Source organism: Tenacibaculum larymnensis (genome assembly GCF_028829235.1).
GTDB lineage: Bacteria > Bacteroidota > Bacteroidia > Flavobacteriales > Flavobacteriaceae > Polaribacter > Polaribacter larymnensis.
Window position 1 is genome coordinate 529,623 of the sequence record NZ_JAIWJY010000001.1, and the last position, 17,872, is coordinate 547,494.

Sequence of the window (17,872 nt, forward strand, 5' to 3'; positions counted from 1 at the left end):
TCATTTTATAAAAAATGCAGTCTTTTATTTCAGAAACGTTAGATACTATTTTACAAAACACCAAATCGTTTGAGAATGTTGTGTTTGTGCTGCCTTCACAAAGGGCGGGAGTTTTTGTAAAAGAAACGTTTAAAAATAAAATTTCAGCAGGCTTCTTACCAGAAATTATAAATATTGGTGATTTCGTTGAAGAAATTTCAGAAATGAAAAAGGTAGATTCCGTTCAGTTACTTTTTTATTTTTATACAATCTATAAAGAACAAGAAGAAAAACCAGATACATTTGATGTGTTTTCATCCTGGGCATTTACGGTGTTACAAGACTTTAATGAAATCGATCAACATTTAATTAACACACGAGAAATCTTTGTGTATTTACGCGATATACATCGCTTACGAAAATGGTCGGTAAAAGGAGAGTTTCAAGAAACTGAATTGATGAAAGATCATTTTGCTTTCATGAAAAAGTTGAACAAATATTACGATGCTTTTTATCAGTTTTTACTTGAAAATAATATCGGGTATCAAGGGGTTTTGTATAGAGAAGCAACCAAAAAAGTAGCAAACTTTATTAGTGAAAATCATAAAAAAAAGTACTTTTTTATAGGGTTTAATGCTTTAAATGCTGCGGAAGAGTTCTTGCTTGAACAATTTTTATTAAACGGAAAAGCAGAAGCCTATTGGGATATTGATAAAACGTTTTATGAGAGTCAACACCAAGCAGGAAGTTTTTTAAGAAAGTACAAAACTCGTTGGAAATATTATCAACAACATCCAATTCAAATTATTAAAGAGTATTTCTCAGAAGAGAAACATATTGAAGTAATTGGAGCCTCTAAAAACATCACACAGATAAAATATGCAGGTGAAATTTTAACCAAACTTCCTAATTATAATAACACAGCATTGGTGTTGGCAGATGAAACACTGTTGCCGATTACCTTAAATTCATTACCAGAAACCGTAAATGCGGTAAATATTACAATGGGATATCCGCTAAAAGATATTCCTACAACAAGTTTAGTTTTTGCAATCTTTCATTTATTTATCAATCAAGAAAAGTTAGAAAAGAAGGAAGAAAACCTTTTTTATCATAAAGATGTAGTCAGGTTAGTAAAAGACGCAACAATTTATACACTACTTCAGTTAAATGAAGAAAAGAATATTGCAGATGTAATTTCAGAAGCTGTAGCCAAAGAAAATAACACATTTGTTAGTCAAGAAGAAATAGTTACTTTTTTATCCCCTGTAAGTGAAGAAATAAAGAAAATTACAAAGAATGTTTTTAATCCGTTTTCATCAATTAGTGAATTTTTAAACAGAATAATAGAGTTGATTAATTTGCTAAAAGAGAATGCGAATGAACTAGAAAAAGAATATTTATTCCGTTTTTACACCGCGTTTACTCAGCTGCAAAACTTACATAATGAATTTGGTTATGTACAAGACTTAAAAACTTTGCATCAATTTTTTAGACAATTAATCCAGTCAGAAAGTTTATCCTTTCAGGGAGAACCATTACAGGGATTACAGTTAATGGGAGTGTTAGAAACACGTGTGTTAGATTTTGAAAATGTAATCATAACTTCAGTAAATGAAGGGATTTTACCAGCCAATCAACAGCAAAACACTTTTATTCCTTTTGATGTAAAAATAGAGTTTGGATTGCCAACCTATAGAGAAAAAGATGCACTTTTCTCGTACCACTTTTTTAGATTACTACAACGTGCAAAAAATATTTACATTTTGTATAATACAGAGCATGATGTGTTTGGAAGTGGAGAGAAAAGCCGTTTTGTAACGCAGTTAGAAATGATGAGAGATGATATTACAGAAAAAATTATAAGTCCGAAAGTAGTAACATCACCTGTGCGGTTAAAAGAAATTCAAAAAGATGAAAAAGTACTAGAACGCTTACAAGAATTAGCTCAAAAAGGAATTTCTCCATCAGCATTAACCAATTATTTGTATAATCCTATTGCTTTTTACAAGCAGAAAATTTTAAAAATTAATGAGCTAGATGACGTTGAAGAAACAGTTGCTGCCAATACGATGGGAACGGTAGTACATGATACTTTAGAAGAATTATATAAACCCTTTGAAGGTAAATTTCTGCAAGTAGGAGATGTTGAGAATATGCAGAAAAAAACAAAAGAACTAGTAAGTTTTTATTTTTCAAAACATTTTAAAAATGGAGATTTAACTACAGGAAAGAATCGATTGATTTTTGAAGTTGCGAATCGTTTTGTAGAGAACTTTTTAGCTAAAGAAAAACAACTCTTAAAAGACGAAAATAATCAACTGAAAGTAGTGGCTACTGAGCAAGAATTATCTTCAGAAATTATGGTTGAAGGAATTAATTTTCCGATAAAAATAAAAGGAATTGTAGATCGTATTGATGAGCTAAATGGAGTTACTAGAATTATCGACTATAAAACAGGAATGGTAGATAGTACAAATTTAAAAGTACTCGATTTTGAAGCCATACGCGATTTAAAGTATCATAAAGCGATTCAGGTAATGTTGTATGCTTTTTTATACACTCAACACACACAATTTAATTTTGAAAAGCCACTAGAAGCAGGAATAATCTCGTTTAAAAATTTAAAAAGTGGTTTTTTACAAATGAACTTTTCATCCAATTACCGAAAGCCTGATAATGCTATTACAGAAGAAAAATTAGAAGAATTTATGGCTGAAATAAAGAATCTGTTAACGGAATTATACGACCCGACAATCAATTTTATTGAGCCTACCGATTTACCGTATTAAATATTTAAATAAATAATTTCCCAGTTATGATTGTTGCTTTTGTAGGTTTTTAACGTTTTAAAACCAATGGCTTTGTGCGCATTCATTGAACGCGTATTTTCTTCATCTACTTCAGTAATAATAGAATGGTATATTCCAGTGAATTCCTCTTTCATTTTAGTATATAACCCTCTAAAAATACCTTTTCCACGAAAGTTTTTGCCTATACATACTTGCCCCATTAAAATATACGGTTTGGCTCCTTTTGAAGTTGTATCTATTTCATCAAACATAGGAATGAGAGTTGGAATGTCATTTCTAAAACTTTTAGACATTGAAAGAGCATAGCCAATGACTTTACCATCATTCCTAGCAATAATATGCGGGTGCATATCGTTCATTTTTTGAAGTATTTCTAAATCATGACGAACAGTAACAAAACCCTGTTCTTTTTTATCTGTTTCTGATAATTTTTCAGGCAAATTTTGTCGCTGTAAATCCAATATCTGAAGCAAATCGGTTTGGTTAGTAGCCGTAATAAATTCAATCATGATTAAAAAAATAGTGGAGCATATCGGAGTCGAACCGATGACCTTTTGACTGCCAGTCAAACGCTCTAGCCAACTGAGCTAATGCCCCTTAAAACTACCTCTTCCAAATATAGTATTTTTAAGGATGCGCATTGACCCAAACCTCACCATCTTTAAAAAACTCTTTTTTCCATATAGGAACCGTTTCTTTTAAAGTGTCAATAGCATACTGGCAAGCTTCAAAAGCAGCTTTTCTATGTGGAGAAGAAACGGTAATAATCACAGGAACGTCACCAATAGTTAACAAACCTTCTGCATGATGAATGGCAATCTTTGTGACTCCAAATTTTTCTAAGGCAGCATCTGCAATTTTTTGCATTTCTTTAATTGCCATAGGCTTGTAAGTAGAAAAATCAAGTTGTGTAACCTCTTTTTTTTGAGTAGCATTTCTTACAGTACCCACAAAAACAGCAATTCCACCACAAGAAGAATCAGCTACAAAATCATAACATTCTTGTAGGTTAAGTTTATCCGAAGTTATTTTTATAGAAGTTGTATTCATATTGTTAGCACGTAAGTTTAACAAAGATATAAGATTGAAAGCTCAAAAAGAATAGAAACCAATCAGATTTAAATAATTATTTTTGTTAGCTGAAACAGAACACAACTTAAGATGAAAACATTGAACGATTTCAATTTTGAAAATAAAAAAGCATTAATCCGAGTAGATTTTAATGTGCCTTTAAACGGTACTTTTGAAGTAACTGACGATACAAGAATTCAAGCAGCAAAACCAACTATTATAAAAATATTAGAAGATGGTGGTAGCTGTGTTTTAATGTCTCACTTAGGGCGTCCAAAAGGAAAAGAAGATCAATTTTCGTTACGTCATATTGTTAACAAAGTAACTGAAGTGTTAGGTGTACAAGTTAAGTTTGTAGATGACTGTATTGGGGCAACTGTTCAAGAGGCAGTAGCAAATTTAAAAAGCGGAGAAGTTTTATTATTAGAAAATTTACGTTTTTACCCAGAAGAAAAAGCAGGTGATGTTGCTTTCGCTGAACAATTATCTAAATGGGGAGATGTATATGTAAATGACGCTTTTGGTACAGCACACAGAGCACATGCTTCTACTGCAATTATTGCACAGTTTTTTCCAGAAAATAAATGCTTCGGAAATTTATTAGCAACAGAGATTGAAAGTATTGATAAAGTATTAAATAATTCAGAAAAACCAGTAACTGCGATTTTAGGAGGAGCAAAAGTGTCGTCTAAAATTGGAGTGATTGAAAATATTATTGAAAAGGTAGATCATATTATTGTTGGTGGTGGAATGACGTTTACGTTTATTGAAGCTTTAGGAGGAAAAATTGGAAACTCATTAGTTGAAGAAGATAAATTAGATTTGGCATTAGAGATTTTAGCCAAAGCGAAAGAAAATAATACAGAAATTCACTTGCCAGTAGATGCAGTTATTGCAGATGCTTTTTCAAAAGATGCCAATACACAAGTAGTAGACACGAATGAAATTCCTGATGGATGGATGGGGTTAGATTGTGGACCTAAAACTGTTGAAAAGTTTGCTGAAGTTATCGCAAAGTCTAAAACGATTTTATGGAATGGGCCTTTAGGTGTTTTTGAAATGGAAAAATTTGCCCAAGGAACTATTGGTTTAGGAAATGCGATTGCGGAAGCTACTAAAAATGGAGCTTTCTCGTTAGTAGGAGGAGGAGATTCGGTTGCTGCTGTAAAACAATTCGGATTTGCGGATAAAGTGAGTTATGTATCTACAGGTGGAGGAGCGATGTTAGAAATGTTAGAAGGACAAACCTTACCAGGAATTGAAGCAATTTTAAAATAATTCGTCATTTCGAGCGGTAGCGAGAAATCTCATTAAGGAAGTAACTTTCAAGTTAAAGATTTCTCAATCTAAACTCTTTCGAAATGACTATTGGTTTGCAGTAAAGTAAGCCTTTAATAATTACAGAATAATATGAAATATACAACACTACCCAATACCGATGTAAAAGTTTCAAAAATTTGTTTAGGAACTATGACATGGGGACGACAAAATACAGAAGCCGAAGGTCATGAACAAATGGATTATGCCTTAGAACAAGGGGTAAATTTTTTTGATACTGCAGAATTATATTCAGTTCCAGCTACACCAGAAACATATGGTGCTACAGAAAAAATCATAGGCTCTTGGTTTAAAAAAACAGGAAACAGAGAAAAAGTAGTGTTGGCATCTAAAATCGCAGGAGGAGGTGATTACACAGCTCATATTAGAACAGGTGGTTTCAACAGAAAGAATATAAGTGAAGCAATTGAAGGTAGCTTAAAACGCTTACAAACCGATTATATCGACTTATACCAACTGCATTGGCCAGATCGTGGGGTAAACTGTTTTGGAGTACGTGATTATCCGTATAAAACGGCTGCAGAAGAAGCTGAAAAGCATTTAGAAATTTTAGAAACGCTGAATGACTTTGTGAAACAAGGAAAGATTAAACACGTTGGTTTGTCTAACGAAACACCTTGGGGAACGATGAAATACTTACAAACTGCAGAACAACATGGTTTACCAAGAATGGTGACAATTCAAAACTCATACTCATTAATTCATAGAGGGTATGAAGTAGGAATGTCCGAGGTTTCGATGAGAGAAAATATAGGTTTGTTAGCGTACTCTCCATTGGCACAAGGAGTATTAACAGGAAAATATATCGATGGAAAAACTCCAGAAGGAGCAAGGGGAACTTTATTTCCACGTTTTATTGCACGATATAAAAATGAAGGCTCGGAAAAAGCAGTTTTAGAGTATCAAAAAATAGCGAATAAACACGGATTAACCTTAACTGAACTATCATTAGCATATATCAATCAGTTGCCATTTGTAACGAGCAATATTATTGGAGCTACAAAAATGAGTCAGTTAAAAGAGAATATTAATTCTATTAATATTGAATTGTCTGATGCTATTTTAGCAGAGATAGAAACTGTGCATAAAGTGATTCCAAATCCAGCGCCATAGTTGGAGTGTAGATAAAAATGAAAACGCCTGAAAAATATTTTCAGGCGTTTTTTATATCAATATATTTCGATACTAACAAACACAGTGAGACCAATCTAAACCATACTTTTCCATTTGATCTTGAATGTAATAATTTCTATCTCTCCAACTAGAACTACAAAAGTCATCACAATCCATAAATGGTCTTCCTCCTTTAATTTCTTGTTGATCTTTTCTGTTTAATCTTTTTCCTAGATTTAAAATTTGTTTTTTCATAATAATAACGATTTAATTAATTTGATTAAATCCCTGAACATTTTATAGACACTCAAGGTTTATGTCTATTTTTTCTCGCGAAAGAATTTTAATGAGTTTAAAAATACTATTTTTATTGTAAATACTCACAAAATCAGTAATTTAATTCTATTGGGGTGTTGTTTTGATAAGGTAGAAAGGGTAGGTTATTATAAAAATGAAAATATTTTTGAAGTAATAAAAAACCGAAGTAATTATTACTTCGGTTTTTTTTGCCTTTTTTGTTTAAAACTATTCTTCAATTATTTTAAAAGAGGTAGCTTTGAACCTTCCGTTTTCAACTTTTCCAGTAACTTCTGCTTTTCTAACAACATTGCAAAAACCGATGTTTTTATCATGGGCATCACCATAATCATCAATGTGTGCACCATCAATAAAATAAGCATGTCCATCTACTTTTACAGCTAAATCACAGCCATGTTGGCTATCTAAACCAAACTTACATTGGCCACATGAAGCTTCTACTATTTGTGTTTTTTCTTTTGGAGTACTACAGGCAACGATTCCTAAGAATACTAAAATTAATAATTTTTTCATGTTGTGAATTTATAAAAATAAGCATAAAAAACCCAGAATAAATTTATTCTGGGTTTAGTTAATTATGATATTTAAACCTCCTAGCTCTCCTCTTCACCAACAAGTTCTCCTTGCGTGGTTACAGAGCCAGTAGTTGCGTTTCCATATACTGGAGTTTCATTTCTTAGAATGTCAATTACTCTAGCAAAATTATCTGCTGTCATATATGGAGTCTCTTGTCTTTTCCCCTGAAATGTTGTAAAGTAAAACTTACCCAAATCAATTTTAGGATCCCATAAAGCTTGATAACCTTTCAATTTTGTCCATCCTGTTGTTCCTTGTGCATAATGTGGCATAATATGTTAGTTTGAGGTTAATAGTAGTGTAAAACTATCAAAAAACACAACTAACAAAGGTTACCTATTCCCTGTTTTTCATAGGGATATACTCCTGATTTTTTAAGGATAAAATGACTTATTTACTAGATGATATATAATTAGTATCCTATCTTTTCTCTAACTCTCTGTAGCACATCTTTGGCAATTAAACGAGCTTTTTCTGCACCTACAGCTAAAGCTTCATCAATTTCATGACGGTTTTCCATGTAGTGATTATACTTAGCGCGTACATCAGCAAACTTATCGATAATCAATTCATATAAAGCTTGTTTTGCATGTCCGTAGCCATAACCACCATTTTCATAATTAGTACGCATTTCGGCTATTTGCTCTTCAGAAGCTAATAATTTATACAAAGCGAAAACATTATCAGTATCTGGATCTTTTGGATCTTCTAGAGCTTTACTGTCTGTTTGAATCCCCATAACTTGCTTACGTAACTTCTTGTCTGGTAAGAAAATGTTGATGAAATTATTTCGAGATTTACTCATTTTTTCACCATCAGTTCCAGGAACTAATTTTGTGTTTTCATTTATCTTTGCTTGAGGTGGAACTAAAGTTTCACCCACAATATTATTAAACCTGTTAGCAACGTCGCGTGTCATTTCTAAATGCTGCAATTGATCTTTTCCTACAGGAACAACTTCAGCATCATACAATAAAATGTCAGCTGCCATTAACATAGGGTAGGTAAATAACCCAGCATTTACATCAGCTAAACGATCAGCTTTATCTTTAAAACCATGTGCTAATGTTAAACGTTGGTATGGAAAAAAACAGCTTAAATACCAAGTTAATTCAGTAACTTCAGGAATATCACTTTGGCGATAAAATACTGTTTTATTAATGTCAATACCACAGGCAAGCCAAGTAGCCGCAACACTATAGGTGTTTTCTCGCAATTCGTTTCCGTCTTTAATCTGTGTTAAAGAATGCATGTCGGCAATAAAAATAAACGATTCGTTTTTAGAATCATTTGCCATTTCAATTGCAGGTAAAATTGCTCCTAATAAATTCCCTAAATGTGGGGTTCCTGTACTTTGTACTCCTGTTAAAATTCTTGACATAAGTCTGTTTTGAAATGTTTTTAAATAAGTGCTTGCTTAAGTGAGCAAAAATAAGCTTAAAATTTATCAAACAAAAGAAATTACTACATTCGCATATTAGGGGAACCTTGATACTAAATTTTTTTGATAGAAGAAGTACAAGGTTAGTTAGTTGATTATAATTTAGAAGAATTGAAGTATATATTTTTTCCTATTCGTTTTATTTGGCGTGTTTGGTTCTACACACTAATCGTAGTATCAATATTAATAATGGCGCCTTTTATGTTGGTTTTAACTTCAGATGAAAAATATTACCCAGTTTTTTGGAAGGTGGTAAGAGCATGGGCTTACTTTTTAATCTACGGAATGGGATTCCGATTAAAAGTTGAAAAAGAGCAAGAAATTGATCGAAATAAAAGTTATATGTTTTGTGCTAACCATGCGTCATTTATAGATCCATGGATTCTAATAGCTATGAGTAAAAACCCAATAGTTTTCGTTGGGAAGAAAGAATTAGCAAAATTTCCAATTTTTGGTTTCTTTTACAAAAAAGTGGTTATTGTAGTTGATAGAAGTGATTTAGAAAGCCGAAAAAGAGTATACGAAGAAGCTCATAGTAGGTTAAAGAATGGAACAAGTGTTGCTATTTTTCCTGAAGGATTAGTACCTGCTGAAAACATTGTTTTAGCACCGTTTAAAAACGGAGCATTTAGTTTAGCTGTTGAGCATCAAATACCAATTGTTCCTCAAGTGTATTATGACGGAAAACGTTTATTTTCTTGGGATTTTTTTAAAGGTTCTCCAGGAACACTTAGAGTAAAACAATGCGCATTTATTGAAACAGGTAACTTAGAAGCTAAGGATAAGAAAAAACTTAAAGAAGAAACATATAGTGTGATATACAATGAATTAATAAATGATGAGTTGTATATGAAAGATACTAATCGACCTAACAATGAGCGAGAATTTAAATCACCATTATAACGAAAAAGAAGAAAGGTTAAACATCCTTACTCACGGATTTGGTTTGCTACTTAGTATAGTAGCTCTTCCCTTTCTTATCCAAAAATCACTAAGTTATCATAGCTTTTGGAAAGCTGCTAGTTTCTGTATTTACGGATTGAGTTTAGTAATTTTATATGCAGCATCTACTTTTTATCACGCAGCTAAAAAACCTAAGCTTAGACGAAGACTTAATATTTTTGATCATGCAGCCATTTATGTATTAATAGCCGGAACGTATACTCCGTTTTGTTTGGTTGTATTACCACCAAAACTAGGTTGGTATATGTTTATTTTTGTTTGGCTATTTGCCATTACCGGAGTTGTATTAAAGTTATTTTTTACAGGACGGTTTGATAAACTATCAACTGCGTTGTACTTATTAATGGGGTGGCAAGTTGTTTTTGTAATAAAACCTTTAATGGAAAACTTATCAAATGAAGGGTTGTCGTATCTTTTTCTTGGTGGAGTTTTTTATACTGTAGGAGCTATTTTCTATTCCTTAAAAAAAATAAAGTATAGTCATGCAACCTTCCATGTTTTTGTATTGTTGGGTAGTTTGAGTCATTTTTTAGCTATTTTCTTTATTGACTAACTTTTTACGGTAAAAAAATAAAATATCTGTAAAATTAAAGTTAAAAAACTTGTTATAGGTAATTTATTGTTTGTATTGGTTAGTATTGTATCAAATTGATTTGATTTATAACTGTAGGTTTGTTTTAAGTAATTTAAAATCAATCAATTATGAGACAAAAGAACATTTTGTTACCCTTCTTCTTTTTGTTGTTTTTCTGTGTTGAGACTGCGCCAGCTCAAGACTGTAAGGTTACAAGTGAAAATCAAAAGGTATTTTTAAAATACCCCGAATCAAAAAAAGAATTTGACAAATTTAACAGCTACACAAAAAATGTAGTTAGAAAAAAACAAACTTCAATTTTTAATAAAGTTGGAGAGACTTATACCATTCCAGTGGTTGTACATGTTTATGGTTCAGTTCAGCACGGACAAACTGTAACATATGATAAAATAAAAGTTGCGTTAGATAAATTGAATGAGGATTTTAACGGACTTAACGATGACTTTAATACAGTTGACCCTGTTTTTTCAGGAAGAAGAGGTACTCTTAGTATTAGATTTGCTTTAGCAAAGATAGATCCTAATGGAGGTAGTACTAATGGCGTGGTTTTTTATCCAGAAAAATCAGGATATGGAAACGGAGGTGGTTATGACGATCAAATTGCAGCAGACGCATGGGATAACTATAAGTATATGAATGTATACATTATGGGGGATTTATATGCAGATGGAAGTGCAACAAACTCTGGCGTTGCATGGTATCCAAATACTGCAATGTCTGATAATAATACTGCTAGAGTAGTTTATAATGGACGTTACATTCATGGGAATACGGATAAAGAGTTTGCTTCGGTATTAACGCATGAATTTGGTCATTGGTTAAATCTTATACACACGTTTGAAGGTGGATGTAATGATCCAAATGGAGATTATGTAGATGATACTCCAAAAGAAGATTCTAATTCAGGAGATGATGGATGTACGGTTGGAGCAAGTGATTGTGGTAATTTAATTAATTATGAAAACTACATGGGGTACGATGCTGCTGCTGGTTGTGGAAAAATGTTTACACAAGGACAAATTGATAGAATGCTTACAGCATTACAGCATCCAGCCCGTAAGCCTTTGTGGCAACCTGATAATTTAACAGATACAGGAATAAACTTAAATGGGGCATCTCTAATAGTGGATTCTACCATAGTAGAAGAAGCATTATCAAATGATGGTTCAATAGTTGATGAAACTAAAAATATATCTATAGAAGGAACGACTTTCTCAGTTTCTTCAGGAAATTTAATTTCTGGGACTCATTTTGATGCCAACCTTCCTCAAGGTTTGTCAGCTCAAATAACCGTACTTAATAATAAAACACTTAGTGTAAAGTTTACAGGACAAGCAACGAGCCATTCTAGATTAAATAATACTACAGGTTCTGTTACGTTTAAAGATGCTGCAATTTCTGGAGGAAGTTCCTCTTTAAACTCTGATAAAGTAACGTTTAGTTTTTCTTTTTATGATCCTTATAAAGTGGTATATTTTGATAACCAAGATTACATAGCTAATTCAGGAAACACATGGACGTTTTTTGCAATAGATGGCGCTAGTAGTAGTTGGTTTGGAACTTTTTATGAGAATAACTCATTAATATTAGAAACGTATAAAAAAGCACTGGTATGTCAATCGGGAACTAGAAATGTAAAACCAATTGAGCTGAATACTATAATAGACGAACAAAGTTCTTGGGTTGATGGAGGTGCGTATCCTGATTTGCATGTAATTAGAAATGCAAGTTATACCTCTTGGGATGGTAAAACTGCTTATATAGGTTTTCAATTAGAATTATACACAGGAAAAACTAATTACGGTTGGTTCAGAGTTAGTGTTAACAATGACGGCACGTCATATACGTTACTAGATTATGCATATAGTACAGAACCTTTTGGAGCAATCAAAGCTGGAAGTAAAGTGTGGGATGGAAATACAGGAGCTACTTGTAGCGATGGAATTCAAAATGGAGATGAAACTGGTGTAGACTGTGGTGGTTCTTGTGAGCCTTGTGCAGTGATATATTGTGATTCCAACGGAAAGAGTGTAAATGATGAATTCATTAGTAAAGTTGAATTAAATAGCATTATTAATAGTTCGTCAGGATCAAGTGGCGGATATGAAGATTATACACCTACAGTATCAACTAACTTATCAAAAGGAGGAGATTATACAATAACTATAACACCAAGCTGGAGTAGTACTGTTTATTCCGAAGGATATAGTGTTTGGATTGATTACAATCAAGACGGAGATTTTATAGATGCAGGTGAACAGGTTTGGAGTAAAACGGCGTCAAAAGATACTTCAGTAACAGGGCAATTTACTGTGCCTAGTTCAGCAATTTCAGGAGATACTAGAATGAGAGTGTCTATGAAATATAACAGTATACCTACGTCTTGTGAATCGTTTAGTTATGGAGAGGTAGAGGATTATAAGGTTGTTATTGGTGATGGAAACTGTAGTGATGGAATTCAGAATGGAGATGAAACAGGAGTTGACTGTGGAGGCTCTTGTGAACCTTGTAGTACAAATGATGACATTGTATATGTTGATATAGATGACCTAACGGTAACCTCAAGTGACCCTTGGAAGTTTTTTAGAATTGAAGTAGGAGACGATGCAGATTATGGTGCTTGGTATACTAATAATTCTGTGCGATTAGAAACCTACAATAAAAATATTGTTTGTGAAGGAACAACTAGTAACGTGTCTTATTTAGTAGAAGGGGTTTCTGTTGGAGCGTCAAGTAATTTTATAACAAACTCTAGCCCTTATACAATTAGCTCATCCAATTATACGTCTTGGAATGGAAAGACTGGTTTTATTGGGTTTACTTTTAAAATAAACGGAAACACACACTATGGATGGTTTCATGTTTTGGTAGCAAACGATGGGCTATCTTATACGTTGACAGATTATGCTTACAATAAAACGGCAAATTTGCCAATTACAACAGTAATAAGAAGTGGAGTTGTAGGACCTAACGACGAAAAGTCAAATAATAGTGGAGTTATCTCTGCAATACCTAATCCATTTGTATCACAAACAAAAATTGATATTTCTAGTATTATAAAAGATGGGGCTATTCGATTAGATGTGTATGATTTATTGGGAAGACATGTACATAGTAAAGATATTCAATTGCCTTCTACATTTATATTAATAGATGAAAGTATACTAAAGAAAGAAGGTATGTATTTGTTAAAGATACAATCAGGAAAACAAGTGAAAACTCTTAGTATTCTAAAAAAATAAGAAAAGAGTTTTAATTAGGGGAGTAAAAGCTGTTTGGAAAATTTTCAAACAGCTTTTTTACCACTTATTATAAGGTAACTTACTTAGGTTTGAGTTATAGTATTTAGGAACTCCAGTAACTTCTTCACCTAACCACTCAGGTTTTGTAAAACTTTCATTTTCATCTTCTAATTCAACTTCAGCAATAAGTAAGCCATTATTATCTCCTAAAAATTCATCTACTTCAAAAGTATGATTGTCAATTTTTACTAAATATCTATACTTTTCAATACTACCTTTTTCACATAAGTCAAAAAGACTTTCAGCTTCTTTTTTATCAATTTCTTTTTCCCATTCAAATCGAGTAGTTCCATTAGCATTTGATGGCCCTTTGATGGTTAAAAAACCAGTATCGTCTTTTAAACGAACTCGTACAACTCTTTCTTTATTTGAATTTAAAAAACCTTGTTTTATGTAGTTTTTTTGAAAAGCTTCTTGTTTAAATTCAGTAGATTTTACCAAGAATTTTCGCTCTATTTCTGTTGTCATGTTAAAGGAATCAATTTTACACGAATGTACTATTTTTGTTGATATTATTGGTATATCTTTGATTAATGATTTTAATAGTTAAACTTGGTTAAATGGCAGTAATTACTACAAAAGCCATTGTTTTAAGCTCTCTTAAATATGGAGATACTAGTTTGGTTGTAAAATGTTTTACTTTACAAGAAGGAGTAAAGTCGTATATGATAAAAGGAGTGCTAAAATCAAAAAAAGGAAAGTTAAAGCCTGCGCACTTTCAACCACTAACACAATTAAATCTTACTGCAAATCACAGCAATAAAAGCTCGTTACATTCTATTAAAGAAGTGCAAGTGATTCATCCGTATGAAACCATTTATACCTCTATAGTAAAACAATCAATTGTACTGTTTTTATCAGAAGTGTTATCATATATTTTACAAGAAGAGGAAGAAAATAATCCTTTATACAGTTATATTGAAACATCTTTAATTTGGTTAGATACACATGATGAGGTTGCAAACTTTCACTTACTATTTTTATTAAATTTATCTAGGTATTTAGGCTTTTATCCAGATACAACTAATATTGATAAAACCGCATTTAATTTGTTAGAAGGAAGTTTTACTGATACCGAATATGAAAAATTAACGATTTCAGGAAAAGAAATAATGCTGTTTAAAAGCTTGTTAGGCATAAATTTTGATGTGATTAACTCAATTTCTTATTCAAAAAAAGAAAGACAAATTATTCTCCGAATTATAGTTCAGTATTATGAATTACACTTGGAGGGATTTAGAAAACCTAAATCATTAGATATTTTAGAAACCGTATTTAATTAATATGAAACACAGAATTACTGTATTTTTTTTACTATTTGTTACCACAATTTTTTCTCAAACCATTACTGTTATTGATGCCGAAACAGGTAAGCCTGTGGAGGCTGTTGCTGTTTTCAATAAAGATAAAACAACATCGGCGGTAAGTGATGAATTAGGAAAAATTGATATTTCTGACTTTAAGAAAAATGAGTTGCTTACGTTTACCCATGTGTCATATGCTCAGTATCAAGAAAAAAAATCAGTAATAAAAAAGAATAATTACCATGTTTATTTATCAAAAAACTCAGAACAATTAGATGAGGTAGTTGTCTCTGTTTTTAAAAACAGAGAAAAAACTAATCGTATTGCAGAACAAATTGCGGTAGTGTCTTCAAAAGAAATAGAGAAATTATCACCACAAACATCAGCAGATTTATTAGCGAGTGTTCCGGGGATAAAAGTTCAGAAATCACAGTTCGGAGGAGGAAGTCCTGTTTTACGTGGAATGGAAAGTAACCGAGTTCTTTTGGTAGTTGACGGTGTTCGTATGAACAATGCAATTTATAGAAAAGGACACTTACAAAACTCAATAACAGTAGCTCCAAATTTATTAGACAGAACAGAAGTTGTTTTTGGTCCGTCGTCAGTAATTTATGGTTCTGATGCATTAGGTGGGGTTATTCACTATTATACTAAAACCCCAAAACTATCGGAAAAGGGAAGTGAAATAAAAGGAAATACATTTTTGCGATATAGTTCAGCAAATAATGAAGTAACCAATGTGGTTTCTGCTGAATTAAGATTTAAAAAATGGGCATCTTTTACAAGTATAGCTCATAGTAATTTTGGAGACTTAAAGATGGGAGAAAATCGTTCTCATGGCTTTGATAATTGGGGAAAGGTTCCTTATTATTCCAATAACACAAACACTTTTTATAGTGATACGCCAGTTGCTAACTCTGACCAAAATTTACAAAGAAATACAGGTTACAGTCAAACAGATGTATTGCAAAAGTTTTATGTGCCTTTTTCAAAAAATACAGATTTTAAATTCAATATTCAATATTCAACTTCTTCTGATATACCTCGTTTTGATAAGTTAAATGAATTGAAAAATGGAAGTTTAAAATTTGCTGAATGGTATTACGGACCTCAAGAACGTTTGTTGATTTCTCCGCAGTTAATTATCAACCCAAAGAAAAAGTGGATGGATAATGGAACCATCACTTTAGCTTATCAAAATATAAAAGAAAGTCGTATTCAACGAAAGTTTGGAAGCCTAGATAGATCTTACAGAAAAGAAAGTGTGGATGCTTTTAGTTTGAATGGAGATTTTACAGTACCGTTAGCAGAAAATAGAAATTTAGGATATGGAATTGAAGTAACTTACAATGATGTGGAATCTAATTCTTACGGAAAAACGTTACGAGTTAATGATAATAACATAATTGGCTTTGATGGAGATTTTACAGTACAGTCGCGTTACCCTGATGGAGGAAGTAGTTATTTGAGCTCTGCTTTTTATGTAGATTACCGTCAAGATATTAATAGCAAATCAACATTAAACACAGGAATTAGAGGAACAAATACAGTATTGAAAGCAAAGTGGTTGGACGAAACTTTTATTGATATTCCTCAAAATGATATTCAGTTAGATAATCAATCATTAACAGCAACTATAGGGTATGTATACAAGCCTAATAAAACATGGCAGTTAAATACAGTATTATCTTCTGGTTTTAGATCACCAAACATTGATGATGTAGGAAAGATAAGAGAGAAGAACGGAAAAGTAACTATACCAAATATTAGTTTAAAACCAGAACATGCATATAATGTTGAAATAGGTGCTCAAAAATATTTTAATAATAGAAAATTTAGAGTTGGGGCAAATGTGTATTATACTTTATTGAATAACTACATTTATAGAGAGAGTTTTGAGCTGAATGGAAGCTCAACTATCGAATATGATGGAGAAGACGGAGCCATTGTTGCTAATGTAAATAAAGGAACAGCATATGTTACTGGTGCCACAGTAAGTTATCAAGGTAAACTACATAGAAACTGGAATACTTCTGGGTTTGTTACTTATACTTATGGTAAAACTTATGATACTAACGAACCAATGTCGTCTATTCCACCGTTATTTGGTCGTTTTGATTTAAGTTATGTAAATAACAAGTTTGAAGGTGGAGCTAACTTAGTTTTTAATGCAAAGAAAGATATTTCAGATTATAATATAACTGAAGGTATTGATAACCATGAACAAACACCAATTGTTAACGCGAATGCTACTGAAGATATAGATAAATACTACGGAAGTCCTAGTTGGATGACTGTTGGATTATACGGTAAATTCCAGTTCACAAAAAACATAGCTTTACAAGCACAATTGTCTAACTTATTTGATGAACATTATAAGGAATTTGCTTCTGGAGTTTCGGCTGCAGGACGTAATATTTCAGTATCTTTGCTAACCAATTTTTAAGTAAAAAATCAATGATTAATTTTTTTAAGTTAGTAAGTTTATTAGAAGGAATATCTTATATTTTATTACTTTTTATAGCAGTGCCAATAAAATACTTACAAGGAAATCCAGAGTATGTAAAAATGCTAGGTATGCCTCACGGATTGTTATTTGTAGGATACATAGTGTTAGCAATCATGTTAAAGTATGAGCTAAACTGGAACGGTAAAACTTTCGGAATTGTTTGTTTACTTTCTATCTTACCTTTCGGAACATTTTTTGTCGGAAAATATCTTAAACAAGAAACCGTATAACAATGGGGTAACGTTCTCATGTAGCAATGTATAAATGTAAAATTGAGACATTTTCAAATTGCTACATTGAATATCATCCTCCGCTAACTGGAGGAATAATTGCGATTACATCATTTTCTTTTATGAGTATATCGTCTGTAGCGTAACTTTCGTTAATAGCCACAGCATACGAACTCATTTTTTGTAGCTCAGGGAATTCTGCTACAAGAAATTCTTTAAAGCTAGCAACAGTAATTTTGTTAGGAAGTTCAATTTCTAATGAAGAACTATCAACTAAATCTGTTGCCATGCCGAAAAATAGAATGCTTATTTTCATATAA

17 protein-coding genes and 1 tRNA gene are annotated in these 17,872 nt (G+C 32.1%); 9 read left to right on the forward strand and 9 right to left on the reverse strand.

All coding sequences use genetic code 11. The annotated features are described in order from the left end of the window. Nucleotides 1–14 precede the first annotated feature (14 nt). Complete coding sequence (locus tag LCI24_RS02395; RefSeq protein ID WP_274638990.1) at nt 15–2,771, forward strand: PD-(D/E)XK nuclease family protein; 2,757 nt, start codon at nt 15–17, stop codon at nt 2,769–2,771. Here the strand turns inward: LCI24_RS02395 and LCI24_RS02400 are convergent. The 3 genes from LCI24_RS02400 to LCI24_RS02410 all read right to left on the reverse strand — a co-directional run bounded on the left by LCI24_RS02400 (nt 2,768) and on the right by LCI24_RS02410 (nt 3,842). Further along, nucleotides 2,768–3,301, reverse strand: a complete 534-nt coding sequence (locus LCI24_RS02400; protein ID WP_274638991.1) for a GNAT family N-acetyltransferase — start codon at nt 3,299–3,301, stop codon at nt 2,768–2,770. The genes LCI24_RS02395 and LCI24_RS02400 overlap by 4 nt on opposite strands. A gap of 14 nt (nt 3,302–3,315) precedes the next feature. After that, nucleotides 3,316–3,389 (reverse strand) — tRNA-Ala (locus LCI24_RS02405). A 30-nt stretch (nt 3,390–3,419) separates the two neighbouring features. Then, nucleotides 3,420–3,842 carry a molybdenum cofactor biosynthesis protein MoaE gene (locus LCI24_RS02410; RefSeq protein WP_274638992.1) on the reverse strand — a complete coding sequence of 141 codons (423 nt, stop codon included), beginning with the start codon at nt 3,840–3,842 and terminating at the stop codon, nt 3,420–3,422. Nucleotides 3,843–3,953: 111 nt separating this feature from the next. Here LCI24_RS02410 and LCI24_RS02415 point away from each other — a divergent pair, with 111 nt between their 5' ends. Both LCI24_RS02415 and LCI24_RS02420 read left to right on the forward strand, forming a co-directional pair. Then, complete coding sequence (locus LCI24_RS02415; RefSeq protein ID WP_274638993.1) at nt 3,954–5,141, forward strand: phosphoglycerate kinase; 1,188 nt, start codon at nt 3,954–3,956, stop codon at nt 5,139–5,141. A 132-nt stretch (nt 5,142–5,273) separates the two neighbouring features. Next, a complete protein-coding gene (locus tag LCI24_RS02420) occupies nt 5,274–6,314 on the forward strand; it encodes an NADP(H)-dependent aldo-keto reductase (protein ID WP_274638994.1) in 1,041 nt (346 codons plus the stop codon). Between the two features lie 72 nt (nt 6,315–6,386). Here the strand turns inward: LCI24_RS02420 and LCI24_RS02425 are convergent, their stop codons facing one another. The 4 genes from LCI24_RS02425 to trpS all read right to left on the reverse strand — a co-directional run bounded on the left by LCI24_RS02425 (nt 6,387) and on the right by trpS (nt 8,589). Next, complete coding sequence (locus LCI24_RS02425; protein WP_099214795.1) at nt 6,387–6,569, reverse strand: hypothetical protein; 183 nt, start codon at nt 6,567–6,569, stop codon at nt 6,387–6,389. 270 nt (nt 6,570–6,839) lie between these two features. Then, nucleotides 6,840–7,145, reverse strand: coding sequence for a DUF6370 family protein (locus LCI24_RS02430; protein WP_274638995.1), 306 nt, complete (start codon nt 7,143–7,145; stop codon nt 6,840–6,842). An 80-nt stretch (nt 7,146–7,225) separates the two neighbouring features. Continuing rightward, entirely contained in the window at nt 7,226–7,480 is a 255-nt protein-coding gene (locus LCI24_RS02435) for a hypothetical protein (RefSeq protein WP_115899774.1), read from the reverse strand. Between the two features lie 140 nt (nt 7,481–7,620). Further along, on the reverse strand, nt 7,621–8,589 hold the full coding sequence (gene trpS / locus LCI24_RS02440) for a tryptophan--tRNA ligase (RefSeq protein ID WP_274638996.1): 969 nt from the start codon (nt 8,587–8,589) through the stop codon (nt 7,621–7,623). A 249-nt stretch (nt 8,590–8,838) separates the two neighbouring features. Here trpS and LCI24_RS02445 point away from each other — a divergent pair, with 249 nt between their 5' ends. The 3 genes from LCI24_RS02445 to LCI24_RS02455 all read left to right on the forward strand — a co-directional run bounded on the left by LCI24_RS02445 (nt 8,839) and on the right by LCI24_RS02455 (nt 13,449). Further along, nucleotides 8,839–9,552 carry a lysophospholipid acyltransferase family protein gene (locus LCI24_RS02445; RefSeq protein ID WP_274639066.1) on the forward strand — a complete coding sequence of 238 codons (714 nt, stop codon included), beginning with the start codon at nt 8,839–8,841 and terminating at the stop codon, nt 9,550–9,552. Continuing rightward, nucleotides 9,524–10,165 carry a PAQR family membrane homeostasis protein TrhA gene (gene trhA, locus LCI24_RS02450; protein ID WP_274638997.1) on the forward strand — a complete coding sequence of 214 codons (642 nt, stop codon included), beginning with the start codon at nt 9,524–9,526 and terminating at the stop codon, nt 10,163–10,165. The genes LCI24_RS02445 and trhA overlap by 29 nt, the downstream gene beginning before the upstream one ends. A 149-nt stretch (nt 10,166–10,314) precedes the next feature. Continuing rightward, on the forward strand, nt 10,315–13,449 hold the full coding sequence (locus LCI24_RS02455; protein WP_274638998.1) for a M43 family zinc metalloprotease: 3,135 nt from the start codon (nt 10,315–10,317) through the stop codon (nt 13,447–13,449). A 57-nt stretch (nt 13,450–13,506) separates the two neighbouring features. On the opposite strand, the gene LCI24_RS02460 is transcribed toward LCI24_RS02455, so the two are convergent. Beyond that, nucleotides 13,507–13,977, reverse strand: coding sequence for a CYTH domain-containing protein (locus tag LCI24_RS02460; protein ID WP_274638999.1), 471 nt, complete (start codon nt 13,975–13,977; stop codon nt 13,507–13,509). Nucleotides 13,978–14,069: 92 nt separating this feature from the next. Between LCI24_RS02460 and recO the strand changes: the two genes are divergently transcribed. The 3 genes from recO to LCI24_RS02475 are packed head-to-tail and all read left to right on the forward strand — an operon-like array spanning nt 14,070 to nt 17,552. Further along, a complete protein-coding gene (gene recO / locus LCI24_RS02465) occupies nt 14,070–14,792 on the forward strand; it encodes a DNA repair protein RecO (protein ID WP_274639000.1) in 723 nt (240 codons plus the stop codon). Between the two features lies 1 nt (nt 14,793). Continuing rightward, complete coding sequence (locus LCI24_RS02470) at nt 14,794–17,259, forward strand: TonB-dependent receptor (protein ID WP_274639001.1); 2,466 nt, start codon at nt 14,794–14,796, stop codon at nt 17,257–17,259. 11 nt (nt 17,260–17,270) lie between these two features. Beyond that, a complete protein-coding gene (locus LCI24_RS02475; RefSeq protein ID WP_274639002.1) occupies nt 17,271–17,552 on the forward strand; it encodes a DUF3817 domain-containing protein in 282 nt (93 codons plus the stop codon). Between the two features lie 73 nt (nt 17,553–17,625). On the opposite strand, the gene moaD is transcribed toward LCI24_RS02475, so the two are convergent. Beyond that, complete coding sequence (gene moaD, locus LCI24_RS02480; RefSeq protein WP_274639003.1) at nt 17,626–17,868, reverse strand: molybdopterin converting factor subunit 1; 243 nt, start codon at nt 17,866–17,868, stop codon at nt 17,626–17,628. Between the last annotated feature and the right edge of the window lie 4 nt (nt 17,869–17,872).